The 17,567-nt window shown below is 64.2% G+C and carries 15 protein-coding genes and 1 pseudogene; 7 read left to right on the plus strand and 9 right to left on the minus strand.

Annotation, left to right across the window (positions count from 1 at the left end; all coding sequences use genetic code 11):
* Window positions 1-420 precede the first annotated feature (420 nt).
* Together DDQ68_RS08320 and DDQ68_RS08325 are read right to left on the minus strand one after the other, a co-directional pair.
* Complete coding sequence (locus tag DDQ68_RS08320; RefSeq protein WP_162549944.1) at window positions 421-786, minus strand: DUF952 domain-containing protein; 366 nt, start codon at window positions 784-786, stop codon at window positions 421-423.
* 86 nt (window positions 787-872) lie between these two features.
* Window positions 873-1,259 carry a hypothetical protein gene (locus DDQ68_RS08325; protein WP_109655880.1) on the minus strand — a complete coding sequence of 129 codons (387 nt, stop codon included), beginning with the start codon at window positions 1,257-1,259 and terminating at the stop codon, window positions 873-875.
* Between the two features lie 117 nt (window positions 1,260-1,376).
* Here DDQ68_RS08325 and DDQ68_RS08330 point away from each other — a divergent pair, with 117 nt between their 5' ends.
* From DDQ68_RS08330 to DDQ68_RS08340, 3 genes are all read left to right on the plus strand, one after another.
* Window positions 1,377-2,636 (plus strand): T9SS type A sorting domain-containing protein, encoded by a 1,260-nt coding sequence (locus DDQ68_RS08330; RefSeq protein WP_109655881.1) that lies wholly within the window; start codon window positions 1,377-1,379, stop codon window positions 2,634-2,636.
* 134 nt (window positions 2,637-2,770) lie between these two features.
* Window positions 2,771-4,507 (plus strand): phospho-sugar mutase, encoded by a 1,737-nt coding sequence (locus DDQ68_RS08335; RefSeq protein WP_109655882.1) that lies wholly within the window; start codon window positions 2,771-2,773, stop codon window positions 4,505-4,507.
* Window positions 4,508-4,683: 176 nt separating this feature from the next.
* Window positions 4,684-5,199, plus strand: a complete 516-nt coding sequence (locus DDQ68_RS08340) for a hypothetical protein (protein WP_109655883.1) — start codon at window positions 4,684-4,686, stop codon at window positions 5,197-5,199.
* Between the two features lie 20 nt (window positions 5,200-5,219).
* Here DDQ68_RS08340 and DDQ68_RS08345 read toward each other — a convergent pair whose 3' ends face one another.
* The 4 genes from DDQ68_RS08345 to DDQ68_RS08360 form a co-directional block, all read right to left on the minus strand.
* Window positions 5,220-6,905, minus strand: coding sequence for an ABC1 kinase family protein (locus tag DDQ68_RS08345; protein ID WP_109655884.1), 1,686 nt, complete (start codon window positions 6,903-6,905; stop codon window positions 5,220-5,222).
* A 299-nt stretch (window positions 6,906-7,204) separates the two neighbouring features.
* Entirely contained in the window at window positions 7,205-7,684 is a 480-nt protein-coding gene (locus tag DDQ68_RS08350; RefSeq protein WP_109655885.1) for a phasin family protein, read from the minus strand.
* 116 nt (window positions 7,685-7,800) lie between these two features.
* A complete protein-coding gene (locus DDQ68_RS08355; RefSeq protein ID WP_245897382.1) occupies window positions 7,801-8,970 on the minus strand; it encodes a lysophospholipid acyltransferase family protein in 1,170 nt (389 codons plus the stop codon).
* 121 nt (window positions 8,971-9,091) lie between these two features.
* Complete coding sequence (locus DDQ68_RS08360; RefSeq protein ID WP_109655886.1) at window positions 9,092-10,393, minus strand: aspartyl protease family protein; 1,302 nt, start codon at window positions 10,391-10,393, stop codon at window positions 9,092-9,094.
* A gap of 582 nt (window positions 10,394-10,975) precedes the next feature.
* Between DDQ68_RS08360 and DDQ68_RS22705 the strand changes: the two genes are divergently transcribed.
* Window positions 10,976-11,365: a COG3415 family protein gene (locus DDQ68_RS22705; RefSeq protein WP_162549796.1), complete on the plus strand. Its 390-nt coding sequence runs from the start codon at window positions 10,976-10,978 to the stop codon at window positions 11,363-11,365.
* Between the two features lie 2 nt (window positions 11,366-11,367).
* Window positions 11,368-11,937: an IS630 family transposase gene (locus DDQ68_RS08365; protein ID WP_438830719.1), complete on the plus strand. Its 570-nt coding sequence runs from the start codon at window positions 11,368-11,370 to the stop codon at window positions 11,935-11,937.
* Window positions 11,938-12,029: 92 nt separating this feature from the next.
* Here the strand turns inward: DDQ68_RS08365 and DDQ68_RS08370 are convergent, their stop codons facing one another.
* From DDQ68_RS08370 to DDQ68_RS08380, 3 genes and pseudogenes are all read right to left on the minus strand, one after another.
* Window positions 12,030-13,100 (minus strand): o-succinylbenzoate synthase, encoded by a 1,071-nt coding sequence (locus tag DDQ68_RS08370; protein WP_109655888.1) that lies wholly within the window; start codon window positions 13,098-13,100, stop codon window positions 12,030-12,032.
* Between the two features lie 132 nt (window positions 13,101-13,232).
* A pseudogene (locus DDQ68_RS24960) lies at window positions 13,233-14,245 on the minus strand (IS701 family transposase).
* A 70-nt stretch (window positions 14,246-14,315) separates the two neighbouring features.
* Window positions 14,316-14,573 carry a KGG domain-containing protein gene (locus DDQ68_RS08380; protein ID WP_109655890.1) on the minus strand — a complete coding sequence of 86 codons (258 nt, stop codon included), beginning with the start codon at window positions 14,571-14,573 and terminating at the stop codon, window positions 14,316-14,318.
* A gap of 263 nt (window positions 14,574-14,836) precedes the next feature.
* Between DDQ68_RS08380 and egtB the strand changes: the two genes are divergently transcribed.
* On the plus strand, window positions 14,837-16,153 hold the full coding sequence (gene egtB, locus DDQ68_RS08385; RefSeq protein WP_109655891.1) for an ergothioneine biosynthesis protein EgtB: 1,317 nt from the start codon (window positions 14,837-14,839) through the stop codon (window positions 16,151-16,153).
* A 270-nt stretch (window positions 16,154-16,423) separates the two neighbouring features.
* The gene (egtD, locus tag DDQ68_RS08390) at window positions 16,424-17,395 is read left to right on the plus strand and encodes an L-histidine N(alpha)-methyltransferase (RefSeq protein ID WP_109655892.1); all 972 of its coding nucleotides are present in this window, start codon (window positions 16,424-16,426) and stop codon (window positions 17,393-17,395) included.
* The last annotated feature ends 172 nt before the right edge of the window (window positions 17,396-17,567 follow it).

A 17,567-nucleotide genomic window follows, 5' to 3' on the forward strand; every position in this document is an offset into this window, starting at 1 on the left:
AGGCAAAAATGCTCATTATGCAATTTCCCTCCGCCAAGAGGCCGTCCGGCTAGCCCCGCCCCAACCCGCCCGCCAAGCGGCAAATTTACATCCACTGCTTACCGGTGAAGTTCAATCCGGGTTACCACCACGGCCGGCAGAAACAGGCCGGATTATCGATTCCAGCTGCATAGCTACAGCCAGATGAGACTTGATCATCATGGTGTTAACGGCTAATGCTGTAAATAACGGCTAATGCTGTAAAACGGAGTGGCACCCTGTTTCGCCGCCGACACGTCTTCTTACGCAGAAGCTGTTCAATAATACTCAAAACGGTCGTTCTGATTGGGTCTTTCGAATTATTAAGCAGCTTCACAAAGTGAGCTGCCGCTGCGTTCTACGTTCCTCGCAGCTCACTTCGTACTAAGTCTAGAAGCCAATTTAGGTGCCGTCGCGCAGCGCGGGCGGCAGCGCAAAGGTGCCGTCGGGGCCCGGGGCGAAGGACCAGGTGCGCGCTACAGCTCCTACCGGAATGGGGGCAAAGGCATGGGCAAAGTGCTCTTGGCGCCCGGCGGCCCATTCGCGCGCGACGCGCACCTCCGCCGCGGCTAGGGCATCCTCGTCGATTTCGAGCAGCACCAGGGGGCCCCGGCCGGCGTAGTGGCGGCGGGCGGTTTCGAGCACCTGGTGGCACGCGGAGGTGTGGATGAAACCCTCGGCCGCCAGGTCGGCGCTGGCAAAGAAGCCGGTGCGCTGGGCTTGTTCCCAATCGGCGAGGTCAGCGAGGCGGTAGAGGAATTTGAACAATGTCGGGGATCGGTTTGAGTCAACGCCTAAACGATGTAGAGACGCAAGGATGCGTCTCTACATCGTTGCAAAAATCAAACGGCTTGTTAGGCTTTCCACAGCTCCTGCTGCACCTGCTTGCCCACCGTGAGCATGATGCGCACGGGGTTGGGCACAAGCGTGATGCGGGCTTCCTTGCCGGGGTACTTCTCCGAATCGACCCACACACCCTCCTTGGGCGAGGGAGCCGAGCGCGGGTCGCTGGGCAGGTAGGCGGTGGGCAGCAGCACATCGGTATCCGATTTCAGGTCGCCGTGCACCTTGTCGAGCGCCTCTTCGAGGTAGTCGCCGTACTCGTCGTTGAAATCGTCTTCCAGGTCGTGCAGGGCCTCTTCCACCTCGTCGTAGCGGGCGTCGTCGTAGGTGAGGGTGTGCAGCTCGGCCTTCTTTTCGATGAGGGCCACGAGGGCGAGGTTCAGGTCTTCGGTTTTCATAAAAAAACAGTGAGGTGCGGACCGCCCGCCGCGGCGCGGTACGGCCGCAAAGGTGCTACGAAATCCGTAAGTGCGGCCCGTGGGGCGTGGGCGGGCTGCCACCGTACATTTAGTGCCATGAAAACCACTGCGTTGCTTCTGCTGGCGGGGGCCCTGGCCCTGGGCCGTCCCGCCCGCGCCCAAACCGGCTGCCCCGACCCCCAGGCCACCAACTACAACCCCGCCGCCCGCCTCAACGACGGCTCGTGCCAGTACGCCCCCGCCGCTGCGGCGCTGCCCGCTAAGGCCCTGCTCGACGCGGCCGTGCCCGAAACCTCGGGCCTCCAGCTGGCCGCCGGGGCCCTGTGGACCTTCAACGACGGGGGCAACCCACCGGTGCTGTTTCGGGTGGACTCGGCCACCGGCCGCGCCGCCCAGCAGGTGCGGGTACTGAACTACCCCAACACCGACTGGGAAGATATTACCGCCGATGGCCGCTACCTGTACGTGGGCGACTTCGGCAACAACTACGGCGACCGGCGCAACCTGCGCCTGCTACGCGTGCCGCTGGCCGGCCTGGGCCCCGGGGCCGATACGGTGTCGGCCCAGGCCATTAACTTCTACTACCCCGACCAGACGACGTTCGGCGGGGGCCTGAACAACCACGACTACGACTGCGAGGCCGTATTTTTCCGCAACGACTCGCTACACCTGTTCACCAAGGACTGGGCCGACCACCGCACGCGCTACTACACCGTGCCGGCCGTGCCCGGCACCCACGCCGCCCACCTCAAAGCCGTATTCAACGTGAACGGCCTGGTAACGGCCGCCGATATTAGCCCCGACGGCACCGCGGCGGCCCTGCTCGGCTACGACGAAACCACCGGGGCCACGTTCGTGTGGCTACTGTCGGACTTCCCAGGCACGCAGTTTTTCCGGGGCAATAAGCGGCGTATCGAGCTACCCAGCGCGGCGCTGGTGGGGCAGGTCGAGGGCGTGTGCTTCGCAGGGCCCCGCCGGCTGCTGGTGTCCAACGAGCGGGTGGTGGTGGGGCCCCTCGCCGTGCCGCAGCGCCTGTACGCGCTGAACGTGGGCCGCTGGCTGCCGGCCCCGGCGGTGGCGGTGGTTACGGCCGCGGCCGCGGCGGGGCCCCGGGCGGGCCTGCGCGTGTTTCCCGTCCCCGCCGCCCACACGCTGCGCATCGAGCGGGCCGGCGTGGGCCCCGGCGCACTGGCCCTCACCCTGCTTGACCTGCGGGGCCGGGCCGTGGCCACCGGCCAGCTGCCCGCCGGGGCCCCGGCGGGGACCCTCGACGTGGCCGGGCTGGCCCCGGGGGCCTACGTGCTGCGGGCCCAAGGGGCGGCGGACGTGGTTTCGCAAAAAATAATGGTGCGCTAGCAGCGGCCGGGCGCGCCGGATTGGCACCGGCCGGTATCTTCGGGGCCCCGACAGCCGTTTAACCGGAGGTGGCGAGCGCGCCGGTGGCCACCCGTCTTTTTCTATCCTCTCTTCTCCTTTTTCTCTCCGTTCGCATGGCCCTCGCCCCCGACATCCAGCAAAAAGTAAATGCCTGGCTCACGCCGGCTTACGACGCCGACACCCAAGCCGCCATCAGCGCCCAGCTCGAAGCCGGGCAGGACGAGGCACTCACCGACGCCTTCTACCGCACCCTGGAGTTTGGCACCGGCGGGCTGCGCGGCGTGATGGGCCCCGGCTCGAACCGCATGAACCGCTACACGCTGGGCATGGCCACCCAGGGCCTATGCAACTACCTGATGCAGAGCTTCCACGGCCAGGAAATTAAGGTCGCCATTGCCCACGACTCGCGCAACAACAGCCCCGAGTTTGCGCGCATCGCGGCGGGTATTTTCTCGGCCAACGGCATCACGGTGTACTTGTTTGACAGCCTGCGGCCCACGCCCGAGCTTTCGTTTGCCATCCGCCAGCTGGGCTGCCAGAGCGGCTGCGTCATCACGGCCTCGCACAATCCTAAGGAGTACAACGGCTACAAGGTGTACTGGAACGACGGGGCCCAGGTGGTATCGCCGCACGACACAAATATCATCGTGGAGGTTAATAGAATCACCGACATTGGGGAAGTCAAATTCACCGCCGTCGACACGCTCATCCACCTCATCGGCCACGACCTGGACGACCAGTACCTCACCGAGGTGCAAAAGCTGAGCGTGGACCCGGCCGCCATCCAGCGGCAGCACGATTTGAAGATTGTGTACACGCCGCTGCACGGCTCGGGCATCACGCTGGTGCCGGGGGCCCTGCAACGCTTTGGCTTTGATAACGTGCACATTGTGCAGGCCCAGGCGACGCCTGACGGCAACTTTCCTACCGTGCAGAGCCCCAACCCGGAGGAGAAATCGGCCATGCAAATGGCCCTGGATTTGGCCAAAGACCTTGACGCCGACATCGTGCTCGCCACCGACCCCGACGCTGACCGCGTGGGCCTGGGCGTGAAAAACGACAAAGGCGAGTGGGTGCTCCTCAACGGCAACCAGACCGCCGCGCTGCTCACCAACTACCTGCTGGGGGCCCGGCACCGCGCCGATAAGCTGGCGCCCAACGACTACATGGTGTACACCATCGTGACGAGCGACATCCTCGGCGACATTGCGCGCCACTACAACGTGAAGAGCTACAACACGCTCACTGGCTTCAAGTACATCGCCGGCCTCATCCGCGACCTGGCGGGCCAGGAGAATTACCTCTGCGGCGGCGAGGAAAGCTACGGCTACCTCATCGGCGATTTTGTGCGCGACAAGGACGCCGTATCGGCCTGCGCGCTGGCCGCCGAAATGGCCGCCGTGGCCAAAGACCAGGGCCGCACTCTGTACGAGGAGCTGGTCCAGATGTACGCCCAGTTTGGCCTCTACCAGGAAGACCTGATTTCGCTGACCAAGAAGGGCCAGCGCGGCGCCGAGGAAATCCAGGAGATGATGGCTGGCCTGCGCCAGGCCCCGCCCACCACCATTGCCGGCCAGCCGGTAGTAGAAATCCGCGACTACCAGACCGGCCTCATCCGCGACCTGCGCACCGGCGACACCACCGAAACCGGCATGGAAAGCTCCAACGTGCTCCAGTTCATCCTCGAGGACGGCAGCAAAATCTCGGCCCGTCCCAGCGGAACCGAGCCCAAAATCAAGTTCTACTTCAGCGTGCGCCAGCCCCTGAAATCGGTGGTGGACTTCGACCTGGCTCAACGCCTGGCCAAGGAAAAAATCCAAGCCATCATCGACGACATGCAGCTGAAATAGCCCTGGGGGCCCGCCCCGCTGCCCGGCGGCAAATTTTACGTTCCCGGTCCCAAATCTCATCGGTTTGGGACCGTTTTTTTGTGCCCACTGCGTACATTGGGCAGGATTACATTATTCGTTTATTTTTATTCACTATTGCCTGAAGGTCTTGCACTTATAACCCAAACATTCATACGATGGCCCGGTATTTCACCTGTTATCTGCACCGACACGGCGCCGCTTACCAGCGGCGCATTCAGTACCTGGCCGGGCTGGGCACGGCCCTAGGCGCGGCGGCTCTTTTCGTGCCCTGGGATACGTGGCAGCCCCTGCTGGCGGTGGGGGCCCTGGTGCCGTACTGCACCATGCTGCCGCTGCTCGCCAAAACTCGGCAGCTGGCCCTAGACCGGCCCCACGGCCAGTTCCGCTACTTCACCACGGTTTTCGGCCTCGCGCTGGGCGCCTGGCAGCCGCTGCCCCGCGTGAGCAAGGTCATCGTGAAGCCCTTCACGCAGGACGAGCCCGCCCCCGCCACCCCGCACAGCGCCCTGCGCAGCGGCCCGCCCCGGGCCCGCGTGGTGTTGCTCTCGGTGCCCGCGTCGCGCCAAGCCATCATCGCCGGCAAGTTTCGCGCCGACCAGGAATTCGAAGCGCTGCTGTTTGCCAAGGTGGTGGCCATGTACCTAGGCGTCGAGGGGTTCGTATTTGGGTGAGCCGGTGGGGCCCCGGCCGGCTACCCTTTCCGCTCGCGGCTGGTGCCCAGCAGCAACAAAATCAGCAGAAAAAACGCGGTGGTGCCCAGGCTCCACCACGTAATGGCGGCCACGCCGTGGTAGTAGCGCATGGTGGGCGCGTAGTGGCCCACCAGCGTGAAGCCCGAAAACACCAGTCCCGCCACGCACAGTAGCCCCAGGATGGTGCGGCTCACGAGCTGGTCGGCCTTGCGCAGCAGCGTGTTGTAGCCGCTCAGCTCCACCTTCACGCGCAGCTCGCCCTTGCTGATTTTGCGCACGATTTGGCGCACGTCAGCGGGCAGGGTTTGCAGCAGGGCCAGCAGCTGGGTGCCGGTGTACTCGGCCTCGTTGAGAATGTTTTCGGGCGAGTACTGTTCGCGCATAATACGGGCCCCGTAGGGCCGCACAAACTCGAAGGTGTTGAAGCTAGGGTGCAGCACCTTGCCGATGCCTTCGAGAATCACCAGGGCCCTCAAGATGAGGAAAATGGCCCCCGGCACCTGCAATTTGTAGTCGTAGATGACGGTCTGGAGGCGGTCGGCGAGGTCGCCCATGCTCATCTCCTTCACGTCAAGCAAAGCGAAGTCCTCAATGAGCAGGCTCAGGTCACTTTCGAAGGCATGCATGTCGGGGATTTCCGCCGTCAGGGCCAGGCGGCGGAAGCTGGCGGCCATACCGCGCGCGTCCTGCCGGGCCATGCCGATGAACACGCCCGCAAAGGCGTACTTCTGCTGCTTGGTGAGCTTGCCCACCATGCCGAAATCGATGAGCACCAAGCGGCCGTCGGGCTGCACCAGCACGTTGCCCGGGTGCGGATCGGCGTGGAACACCCCGAACTCGAAAATCTGGGTCAGGTAGATGTCCATGCCCGTTTCAGCCACCGCGGCCGGGCTAAGGCCCCAGGCTTCAAGCTGGGCTTTATCCGTGATTTTGCAGCCGTCCACGTACTCAATCACCAGCACCTTGGCCGTGCTCAGCTCGCGGTAGGGCCGCGGGATGTAGAAGTTGGTGTAGTCGGCGTAGAGCTTACGAAACTGCTCCATGGCGCGGGCCTCGGCGGTGTAGTCCAGCTCCTTGCTTATGCTGCGCTCGAAGGCGTCCACCACGTCCTGGGGGTTGGCCAAGCCGTGGTTGCGCAAAAAGCCACCCGTCAGGCGCACCAGCTCGTGCAGCAGGGCCAAGTCGCCGCGCACCTTGTCCTGCACGCCGGGGCGCTGGATTTTCACCACCACGTCCTCGCCCGTGCGCAGGCGCGCCCGGTGCACCTGCCCGATGCTGGCCGAGCCAATGGGCACATCGTCGAAGGCGCTGAACACATCTTCCAGAGGCCGGCCCAGCTCGTCGGCCACAATCTGGCGGGCCACGGCCACGTCGAAGGGGGGCACGTTGCTTTGCAGCTTCTCGAACTCGTCGATGAGGGCCTCGGGCAGCAGGTCGGCGCGGTTACTCAGGGCCTGGGCCAGCTTGATGAAAGTGGGCCCCAGCTCCTCAATCACGAGGCGGGCGCGCTCCCAGCGCGTGGTATCGAACACGGTGCGCTCGGCGCGCTGCCAGCTCACGCGGCGGCTGGCGCCCACCAGCCGGCGCAGGGGCGTAGTCGTCACCACGTCCTCAAAGCCGTACTTGAGCAGCACCTCCCCCACTTCTTTGAGGCGCGTGAGGTTGGAAATCGTATTCTTGAACATGGACCGCGGATTTAGCGAATTCAACGGATTTTTGGGGTTCCGCTCGTTTTTCGGGTTGGGGCGGCAAGCTACGGCGGGGCCCCGGGCTGCTGGCTTTTCGCCGGCTATCCGGTAGCCGTTGCCCGGTAATCGTTACCCGGCCGGGGCCCCTGGTTTCCAGACGGTCCAATGGTTATCGGGCGGCGATTACCGGGCAGCTGGCAAAGAACCGGCAGCCCGGCGCCGGGGCCCCACAAGCCAAAAAATCCGTTTGCCCACCGGCAAACGGATTTTTTATTTCGCTAAACTAAACGCGGGGCCTACGCCTCGGACGAACCAGCGGCGGGCTTCCGAGCCGCGGCGCGGGGCTTGGCGGGGGCTTTGGGGGCTCTGGCTTTAGCGGGGGCGCTTACCTGGCCAGCGGCTTTTTGGGTGGCGCCGGCCACTTTGCTGGCTACGCTCCCGGCGGCTTTGGGGGCCCCGGCTTTCTTGGCGGGCGCTTTTTTGGCTGGCGCTTTTTTGGCGGAGGCCGCGGGGGCGTTGTCTTTGGTTTTGCCCTTGAGGCCTACTGAGTCCTTCATGCGGTCGGCGAGGCCCTTGAGCTGCTGCTCCAGTTCGGTGCGCTTGGTTTCGCCGCTTTTCAGCAGGTCGTCCACAATTTTCTTGCCTTCCTGCTCGCTGAGTTTACTGTCTTTCACCAAGGCGTCGATGGTGCTTTGCACTTTCTTGTTACCCTGGGCCAACCCCTGGGCTAGGTAGCCCACCCCGGCGTTGATGAACTTTTTGAACAGGTCTTCCATGACGAGAAGGGGGACTGGAGTGAAAAGAGGAGAAGGCTTGGCGGCCCGGGCCCACCCGCGGCGGGCGGGACCCCGGGGCAGTTTACGAATATTTTGATAAACGGCGGGCCGGGGCCCTAAGGCTTGCGCCCGAGCTTGTGGTTTTTGTAGCCCTTGATGGCCAGCGGAATCCAGCCTAGCAGCGGAATAAAATAGGCCAGCACGAGGGGGTTGCGCCACAGCATTTTCCAGAACGCGCCCGGCGCGTCGAGGCGCATCTTGAAGTTCCGTTCGCCGTTCGTTACGAAGCGGCGCTCAAACTCGGCAAAGGCTGCGGGCCAGGCAAAGGGTAAAAAGAAGGGGAAAAAGCGGCGGTTTTCCTTCATGCGCTGCCACAGCTCGCGCCACTGGTAAGGGTGCTGGCCGTGGGCAATTACGGCGGCGTCGAGTTCGGCCTGCATGCGGCCGCGCACCTGCTCGCCCAGGGCCTCGTACTCGGGGCGCGTCAGCGCGTCGTACGCTTTGGCGGTGAGGTCGGCGGGCCGGATACGGGTGCCCATCACGAAGGTGAGCTTGGCGGGCAGGGCCAGGTAAAAAATCCAGGGCTGCACCACCATGAGCAGCAATAGCCCCGTGATGGGCAGGAACGGGATGCCGATTTTCTTGACCAGCCGGTTCACCCACGCGAAGCTGTAGGCATAGGGGTCGAGGTACTCGCCGTTGATGCAGTAGAAGGGCACAATGTCGGTGCCGTGCAGCAGGCTCATGCGGATCATGCTGGTGGCCAGGCGCTGCAGCTGGTACTTGCGGTTGAAGCCCTTGCCAATACCCGCCACGCCCTCGGGATACAGCATCAGGTTGTGGTCCTGGTAGTACATCATGGTTTCGAAGTTGCGCGTGGTGGCGTCCACGCTGCCGCACTTCTTCCAGAAATTGCGCACCAGGTAGGGATTCATCAGCGTGGTGGCCGAGAGCAGCGGGGCCGAGAGCGGCCGGGGCAGGTCGCGCAGGTGGCCGTGGCACTGCTGCAAGTGGCGCCACAGGTGCGAGAGGGCCACAATGGCGTCCCACGGAAAGGCCATGCCCGAGTGATTCGAGGCAAAAATCAGCGGCCGGTCGGGATTATTGCGCTGCGGGTAGTCGTCGAAGCCCACCAGCTCGGAGCGGAACCACACCCGGTCGAGGAGCTGCAAAATGTTTTCGTCCAGCGTTTGGGTAAACTCTTCCTTAAAGTAGTCCCTGTAGATGTGTTGGTTGGCCACCAGGTCGGGCGGGGGCGGCGCAGAAGCAACAATCGGGCGGGGCATGGCGGCGGGCGGGCGGGGCCGGGAAGGTACCGCGTTTTGGGGAATTGAAAAGCGGGAAGTGGGGAGCAGGGAGTGAGTGCTGCCCCCCATTTCCCACCTCCCGCTTCCCAAAACCCGCTCCCTAAATGCGGCGCTGGAGGCGCAGGCTGGCCGCGAGCAGCTCGCCGCCGGGGTGGCGCACAATCAGGTGCAGCACCGTGCCGCTGGTGCTGCGCAGCAGGTGGGTGAGCTGGGTGAGCGAGAGCAGCTCGACCGGCAAAATGCCCACCGCCAGCAGCTCGTCGCCGTCTTGCAAGCCAGCGGCGGCGGCGGGCGTACCCGGCACCACGCCCAGCACCTGGTAGCGCCGCAGGGCAGGCCCAACGGCCAGCACGTCGAAGCCCGCCATGTCGTGCTCGAAAGGCTCGGCGAAGGCCAAGCTCCGGCGCAGCCACAGCTGCCGGTGCGGGTAGTCGATGACGATGCGGAAGCGCCGCAGCAGCTCGTAGCCCACGCTGCCGTTGCGGAACACGTCGGTGCGCGCGTGCACATCGGCCGCGTTGGGGAACGAGGTGAGCACCGTGGGCAGGCGGTAGCGGCCCATGTCCACGGTGGCCACGCGGCCCAGCACCCCGCGCACCAGCCCGTTCAGGCCGTGGCCCAGGTCGGCGGGCAGGCCGGGCGCGGGCAGGTGCAGGCGCGGGTCGGAGGTAGTTTCGAGCGACAGCGCGTGGCTGGCCCCGGTGTCGAGCAGCAGCTTCAGGGGCCGGGCGGCCGAGTCGCCGTCCTGGCGCACAGCCACCGTGAAGTACGCCTTGCGCCCCTCAATAGCCAGCGGCAAGCCAGTCCAGCGGCGGCTGTGGGGCGGCTGGTACACTGCCGGCGGCGTAAGCACCAGCCGCTCCTGCCCCCCCACTTGCCCCTCAAACGCCGCCACGAAGCTTTGGAACAGCTCCGACCCCAGGATGCCGTGCACCCGCAGCCCCATGTAGCCCGACAGGTTCAGCGAGTCGCCGTTGAGCACCAGCAGTGCCATGGCCGGGGCCACGGCTTCTTGGCCGTGGCGGCCCAGGCCCACGTGCACCCGGGGCGACTGGTAGGCCAGCAGGCCGGTGGGCTTGCCCCCGGTCCCCACCACCCGGAAATCCTGGCCGTGGGGCAGGTGCAGCGAATCGGCAATAGCCGGCGACAGCAGCAGCGACGAGGCCACGCCAGTATCGAGCAGGAAGTTGTAGGGCCCCGTACCGTTTAGCCACACTTGTACAATAGGCAGGTTGCGCTGTACCTGTAGCAGCAGGGACATGCGCCGCTGCCCGGCCCGCGCCAGCCGAAACAGGCCGGCATCCTGGCCGTAGCCCGGTTGGACCCCTGCCAGCAGCAGGGCCAAAACCAGCAGGCGGGCCCCAGCCCGGCGCAGCGCAAATAAGCAGATTAGCGTTTTCATTACTCCCGTAAGATACGGGTTATAAGACCATTATTAACACCCTGGTCGTGCCCGTAACCCCAGATTATTGTCCGTTAGGGCAATCATTGCATAAGGGGCGCTGCGATGGGCTTATTTGTACTGCGCGAATGGAGGAGACGCCGTGGTTTTATTTCCCCATCACCAACAGCTAAGCGCTTGGCTTGGCTGCAAAGCTGTTTAGGAAGTCTGAAAATTCAAAATCGAACGTCATGCTGAGCGCAGCCGAAGCATCTCTCCCGCAGCAGTAATCCTGATTAGTTGAGCAGTAGAGATGCTTCGGCTGCGTTCAGTATGACGGTCTGACGATTTCCTAAACAGCTTCTGCGTGTACTTGTGCCGCCAAGCCATACTTAAAACCATTTTAAGGTCAGTGCACGGTCCGGTCCGCCGGCTTTTCGACCAGCCGACTGGTTGGCCAGCACCCGCTTGTTCTCCCTGACGACAAGCGGTTGGCCGGCTGAAAAAGCTAGCGGACCAGCAGCAGCCAGACCGTATACTAACCTGAAAAATGCTCTAGAGCGGTTTCCAATTCAATGTACAGAATTTCACGTACCTTCTGTTATGAAAGCGTATTCGATTGATTTGCGGGAACGGGTAGCGGCGGCATGTGCCGCGCCGCAGGCCCGGATTTACCAAGTGGCGGCGCAATTCAGCGTTTCCATCTCCTTCGTGGACAAGCTTTTGCGTCGTCAACGTACGAGCGGTTCGCTGGCGGCCCTGCCCGCGAGCGGCGGCCCGATGCCGCGCCTGGACCCGGCGGGCCAGGACCTGTTGAGGGCCTGTCTGGTGGCGCAGCCCGACGCGACACTGGCCGAAATAAGCCTCGCCTTGGCCGCCGCCGCCGGCCCGGCCCTGAGCCGCACGAGTACGTGGCGGGCGGTCGAGCGCCTGGGGTGGGGGCGCAAAAAAAAAGCATCTACGCCGCCGAGCGTGACACCGAACGCGTCGTAGCCTTGCGCCGCTTGTTTTTGGAAGCCATTCAGCCAGAAGATGTTACCCGTTTCGTATTCGTGGACGAGACGAGCACTAACCTCACCTACTGCCGCCGCTATGGCCGGGCCCCGGCCGGCCAGCGCCTGGACCAGGCCGTGCCGTTGCACAGCGGCCCGAACGTGACGCTCCTCGCCGCCCTGACCCCGGACGGGCTCGGGGCGTTGCTCAGCGTCAACGGGGCTGTCAACGGGGCTGTCAACGGCGACGTGTTTGCCGCCTACCTCGACCAGGTGCTCGGCCCCACCCTGCGGCCGGGCGACGTGGTGGTACTCGACAACCTCTCCGTGCATAAGGTGGACAGGCTGGACGATATCGTGCGCAAATACGGGGCACGGCTGCGCTACCTGCCGCCTTATTCGCCTGATTTCAACCCCATTGAACTGGCTTTTAGCAAGCTCAAGACGTGGCTGCGCACCGCCAAGACCCGTACCCGCGACCTGCTGGAGGAAGCCATCCGGGCCGCCGCCGAGTGGGTAACCGAACAGGATGCCAAAAATTGGTTTGACCATTGTGGATATCATGTACAGTGATTTGGAAACCGCTCTAGGCACCATGCTACCCTAGGGCCCTGAGGCAGTCTCCTGCGGTGCGAGCACAGCTTGGTGGTACGAGCGGGTGGCCGCTACGGCGTTTCCCAGGGGCCCGCGGGGTCGTAGTGAAGGTGGCCGGCGGCGATGTGCAGCGGGGCCCCTACGTTGTTGTGGTAGAGCTGGCCGGTACCCAGGCCCTGGGCAAAGTCGCCCACCGCAAACTCGCCCGTGAGCTGGGCCACGGCGTTCAGGCCGATGTTTGATTCCAGAGCCGAGGTCATCCACCAGCCCAGGCCGCGGGCTTCGGCGTGGGCTACCCAGCGGCGGGTGGCGGCGTGCCCACCCAGTAGCGTGGGCTTCAGCACGAGGTAGGCGGGGCGCACGGCGTCGAGCAGGGCCTCCTGCCGGGCGGAGGTTTCCAGGCCAATCAGCTCTTCATCAAGGGCCACGGGCACCGGCGAGTGGCGGCAAACCTCGGCCAGGGCCCCCCACTGCCCAGCGGCCACGGGCTGCTCGATGGAGTGCAAATCGAACCGGGCGAGCTGCCCCAGCTTGCCCAAGGCCTCGGCGGGCGCAAAGGCGCCGTTGGCGTCCACGCGCAGCACGAGTTGGGCGGGCCCAGCCACGGCCCGGATTTCGGCCAGGATTGCCAGCTCGGTGGCAAAGTCCAGGCCCCCGATTTTCAGCTTGAGGCAGCGGTAGCCGGCGGCCAGCTTTTCCTCAATCTGTTGGCGCATGAAGGCCGCGTCGCCCATCCACACCAGCCCGTTGATGGGCAAGCCTGCCTGGCCCGTGGCAAAAGCGTTGCCGTACAGCTGCCGCCGGCCGCCGCCGGCCCAGTCCAGGGCCGCAGTTTCGAGGGCAAATGCCAGGGCCGGCCGCCCGGGGCCCACCAGCACCGGGGCATCGGTGGCCACAAATTCGGCGTAGCCTGCCGCGTTGAACCGGGCGCATAGCGCCGCTACTTCAGCGGCGAAGCCCAGGCCGTGGTCGGGGCTAAGGCCAGCCAGGGGCGCGGCCTCGCCCACGCCTACCGGGCCGTCGGGGCGGGCAGCGTCGCGCAGGTGCAGGTACCAGGCCGTGTGCACGGCCAGGGCCCCGCGCGAGGTGCGGGCCGGAAAATTGAAGCGCAAGTCGCGCCGGGAAGCCGAAAGCTGGAGCATGACGCAAAGATGCGGGGGCCGCGGCTACCGGCGCGCTGAAGCGTACCAGGCAGCCGCGACCCCCGCACGTGTGAACCATGGAATGCCCTAGGCGGCGGTCTCAAATAAGCGCACTTTTTTAGATTTTAGGACTTACGCAGCGCCTGGCAAAAGCAGCGGAATAGATGGATGGCGTAGTTGCTGGCGCAGAAACGCCGCCCAGGGCAATTGGCGCGCCTGGTAAAGAGTCTGCCCAATGGCCTGCGCATACTGCCGCAACGATACCCAAGCTAAAAACGGCACGTTAAGTGATTACGCTGGGAAATAGCCTTGCGGTGCTGGCACTTTTCCGACCCCCGTTACCTGCTTGAAGCTGCGGTGAAACTCCTCCACCTACCAGCGCACTTCAACCGCGTCAATCACCATTTCACAGGCCAAGTGAGCAGCTAAATAGTTGGTAATGAAACGTTCAATATCGCCGTTTGTGACCACTAGCTTGAATAATTTTACCCCAAACGGCACCTCTTGCAGGCGCACTTCCACGCCCTTGCTCCAGCCCGGAGCAGGTGGTTCGAGCGAATCCAACTTTTGGCACCCGGTTTCTTTGCTCAAATTCACGAACCGGTTGCTTTTCAGGGTCGTGAAAAACATCCGACCGGCCCGATGAACCTTTTTCAGATCCGTGCTGCCCGCATACCAGGAATCAAATAAAATGGTACGCGCCAGCAATTTGCCCTCTGCTGCTACCTGCTGGAACATGTCCAGAAAATGGTTGTTTTTGGTCTTCGTATCCTGGTCCGGCGCGTAAAGCCGGAAATCCAGGGGCATAAAATCGCCGGCGCCGCCGCTGCTGCGCACCAAATTGACCAAGCCAATCCCAGTGGCCATGCCGTGCACGTTGCCGGAGTGTTGACGCTTGGCTACTGCGATGAACTTACGATGCGTTTGTCTTGCACGCTATCGTCCACCACCAGAAAAGCTCCCGGTGAATCGGAGAGCAGCGGTAGTACGAGCTGACGCAATTGACTAGAAGAAAACTGATTATCGCGCAAGAACCGATTCACCTGGTCGTGACTGACGTCGGGCAGATACGCCGCCAGATGCATGCACGTGTAGTTTCTTGGCGTACTCAGCAGGTAATCTGCGCACTTGCTTTGTGTGAGCAGGGTGGGTATTTTTTGCCTAATTCACCCCTAACTGCGCAAGTCCTAAGATAAATTATTCTAAAAGAGTGCGTTAGGTGGCCGCTTTGTAGCCGGCTTGGCTATTTTTAGCGGGGCGGCGGCTCACAAGGCCACCCTTGCGGCCGGCGTCGCGGGCCTCTTCGGCGGTGAAGCGGTGGCCGCGGCCGCTGGCGTGCGAGGCCTTGCCGCCTTCGCTGGCAATGCGGCGCTGGGTTTCGGGGCTCATGGCGGCAAAGCCGCGGCGGCTTTTAGCGCCGGTGCGGTTGGCCGGACGCGGAGTAGTGGCTTCGGACGTGTTTGTTACTTCCATGGCTAGTATAATTAGAAGAAGGAGTAAAATTCCACCAAGACAATGACTGTCGTTACCTTGAATAACATGTTACCGTACTGAACTGGAATATAGTTACGAATCGCCTCAGAATAAGCCTAAAATACCAGCTTTTACGGATAAGTTCTACGTATTTATGCTGAACTGTTGTGGCGAGTGCGTGGACGAGCGTTGCGCAGGCCGTGCAACCAAGCAAGCTGCCTAGCGGTTGAAGGCCTTAGTTTCCGTTTTTGCGCTTCGTTCGTATGAGTTTGCCGCTGACTACCGCCTGGGCCGCGCCCGCCCTTGCCACCGCCCCGGCCGGGGCCCTGGCCGACCGCTACCGCGCCGTGCGCGACCAATCAGAGGCCCTGTGCCGGCCGCTGCTGCCCGAAGACACCGTGGTGCAGCCCACCCTCGATGTGAGCCCACCCAAGTGGCACCTGGCCCACACCACCTGGTTTTGGGAAACCATGCTGCTGGGGCCCTACGCGCCCGGCTACCAGGTATTTCACCCCGAGTTTGCCTACCTGTTCAACTCATACTACAACTCGCTGGGCTCGCGTGTGAACCGGGCCGAGCGCGGCACCCTCACGCGCCCGGCGCTGGCCGAGGTGCTGGCCTACCGCGCCCACGTCGACGCCCACCTGCTGGCCCTGCTGGCCGACGAAGCCGCCCTGCCCGCCGCCGCCCGCGAACTAGTGGAAGTGGGCCTCCAGCACGAGCAGCAGCACCAGGAGCTGCTGGCCACTGACATCAAGTTCATCCTCAGCACCAGTCCGTTGAACCCTGAATACACGCCCGGCCCCTTTCCGGCCGACGCGGGGGCCCTGGCGCCGCCGGCCGCCTGGCTGCCGGTGCCGGGCGGCGTGTTCCCAGTCGGGTTTCAGGGCGCAGGCTTTTGCTTTGATAACGAGTTGCCGGTGCACGAGGCGCTGGTACCCGATTTTGAGCTACAAAACCGCCTGGTGACCAACGCCGAGTACCTCGAATTTGTGGAGGCCGGCGGCTACCGCGACTTCCGCCACTGGCTGGGCGAGGGCTGGGACCTGGCCCAGGCGGCGGGCTGGCAGGCGCCGCTCTACTGGGTAAAAAGCCCTGACGGCCAGTGGCTGCGCTTCACGCACCACGGCCTGCGGCCGCTGGAGCTGGCCGCGCCCGTCGCGCACGTTAGCTTTTACGAGGCCGACGCCTACGCCCAGTGGGCGGGGGCCCGCCTGCCCACCGAGCAGGAGTGGGAAGTGGCCGCCCGCCGCTTTGGGGCCAGACACGCCGACGACGGCACCTGGCTCGAAAGCCCCCGCCTTGACCCCGCCCCTGTGCCCGCCGACGCCGACCCCACCGCCTGCCACCAGCTGCTGGGCGAGTGCTGGCAGTGGACGTACTCGGCCTACCACGCCTACCCCGGCTACCGCCGCTCGGCGGGGCCCCTGGGCGAGTACAACGGCAAGTTTATGGTGAACCAGCTGGTGCTGCGCGGAGCTTCCTGCGCCACGCCGCGCAGCCACGGCCGCGTCAGCTACCGCAATTTCTTCCACGCCGATAAGCGCTGGCAATTCACCGGCATCCGGCTGGCGCGGTAGCTTTGGGGCAGTTTCCATCGGGGCACACTTGGTTAAAAGTTAAGATTGAGAAGTTAAAATACAGGTTAAAAGGTGTTTAACTCTTTGTTTTTAACGCTTTCAGAACACACGCACCGATGTGAAATATGCTCCAGGGCCCCGGCCGGCGCGGTTTGCAGCCAGCGGCGGGGCCAGCCCCGGGGGCCGGGGCGCGTTTTTAGATTACCACGCCGCCGGCATACTTTGTTTCCGTGCCAGACCCCGGCACCCGTTTTTTCGTTAAGTACCCGCATGACCCCTTCCGCCGCCCCGTCACCGGTTGTTTCCAGCCTGGCCGCCCACGTGGCCGAAGGCCTGCGCCGGGCCCCCAAAACCCTCTCGTCGATGTACTTGTACGACGACGCGGGCAGCCAGCTGTTTCAGCAAATCATGGGCCTGCCCGAGTACTACCCCACCCGGGCCGAGTACGGGATTTTTGCTGCCCACGGCCCGGCCATCGCCGCCGCCCTCAACCCCGCCGAAGCCCCCGGGGCCCTGGCGCTGGTGGAGCTGGGTGCCGGCGATGGCCTGAAAACCAAGCTGTTGCTGCGCGAGCTGCTGGCCACGTCCGACGACTTTAGCTACGTGCCGGTGGACATTTCGCCCAGCGCGCTGGCGGGGCTGGCGGCCAGCCTGGCCGCCGAGCTGCCAGGGCTGCGCACCACGCCCGTGGCCACCGACTACGCCACGGCCCTGGCCCAGCTTGCGGCCCGGCCCGGGCGCAAAGCGGTGCTGTTCCTGGGCTCGAACATCGGCAACTTTGCGCCCACCGAGCGGGCGGCGTTCCTGGCGCAGCTGGCGGCCCCGCTGGCGGCGGCCGACCGCCTGCTCATCGGCTTCGATTTGCAGAAAAACCCGCGCCGCATCCGGGCGGCCTACGACGATGCGCAGGGCGTGACAGCAGCCTTCAACCTGAACCTGCTCACGCGCCTCAACCGCGAGCTGGCCGCCGATTTCGACCTCGCCGCCTGGCAGCACTACACGGATTACGACCCGCTGACCGGCGCCGTGCGCTCGTACCTGGTGAGCACCTGCGCCCAAACCGTGCACCTGGGAGCCCTGGACCAAGCCGTGCCGTTTGCGGCCTGGGAGGTCATCCATACCGAAAATTCCTACAAGTTCACGCACCCGCAAATTGCCGCTATGGCCGCCGCCGCCGGCCTGCGCGTGGTGACTACCTTCGACGACGGCGACTTTGCCGACGTGGTGCTGGCCCGGGCATAGGGCCCCGGGGAATACCTTAGGAAGAGAAGGCTGGGGGCCGTATTGGCCCGTTTTTGAGGTATTGCCCCGTAGCGCGCGTTTGGCAGCTTGCGCCTTGTCGTCAGGAAAAACAAGCGGCGGCTGGTCAACCGGTCGGCCGGCCGAAAAAGCCGGCGGACCGGACCAGGCACGG

The organism is Hymenobacter nivis (assembly GCF_003149515.1).
GTDB lineage: Bacteria > Bacteroidota > Bacteroidia > Cytophagales > Hymenobacteraceae > Hymenobacter > Hymenobacter nivis.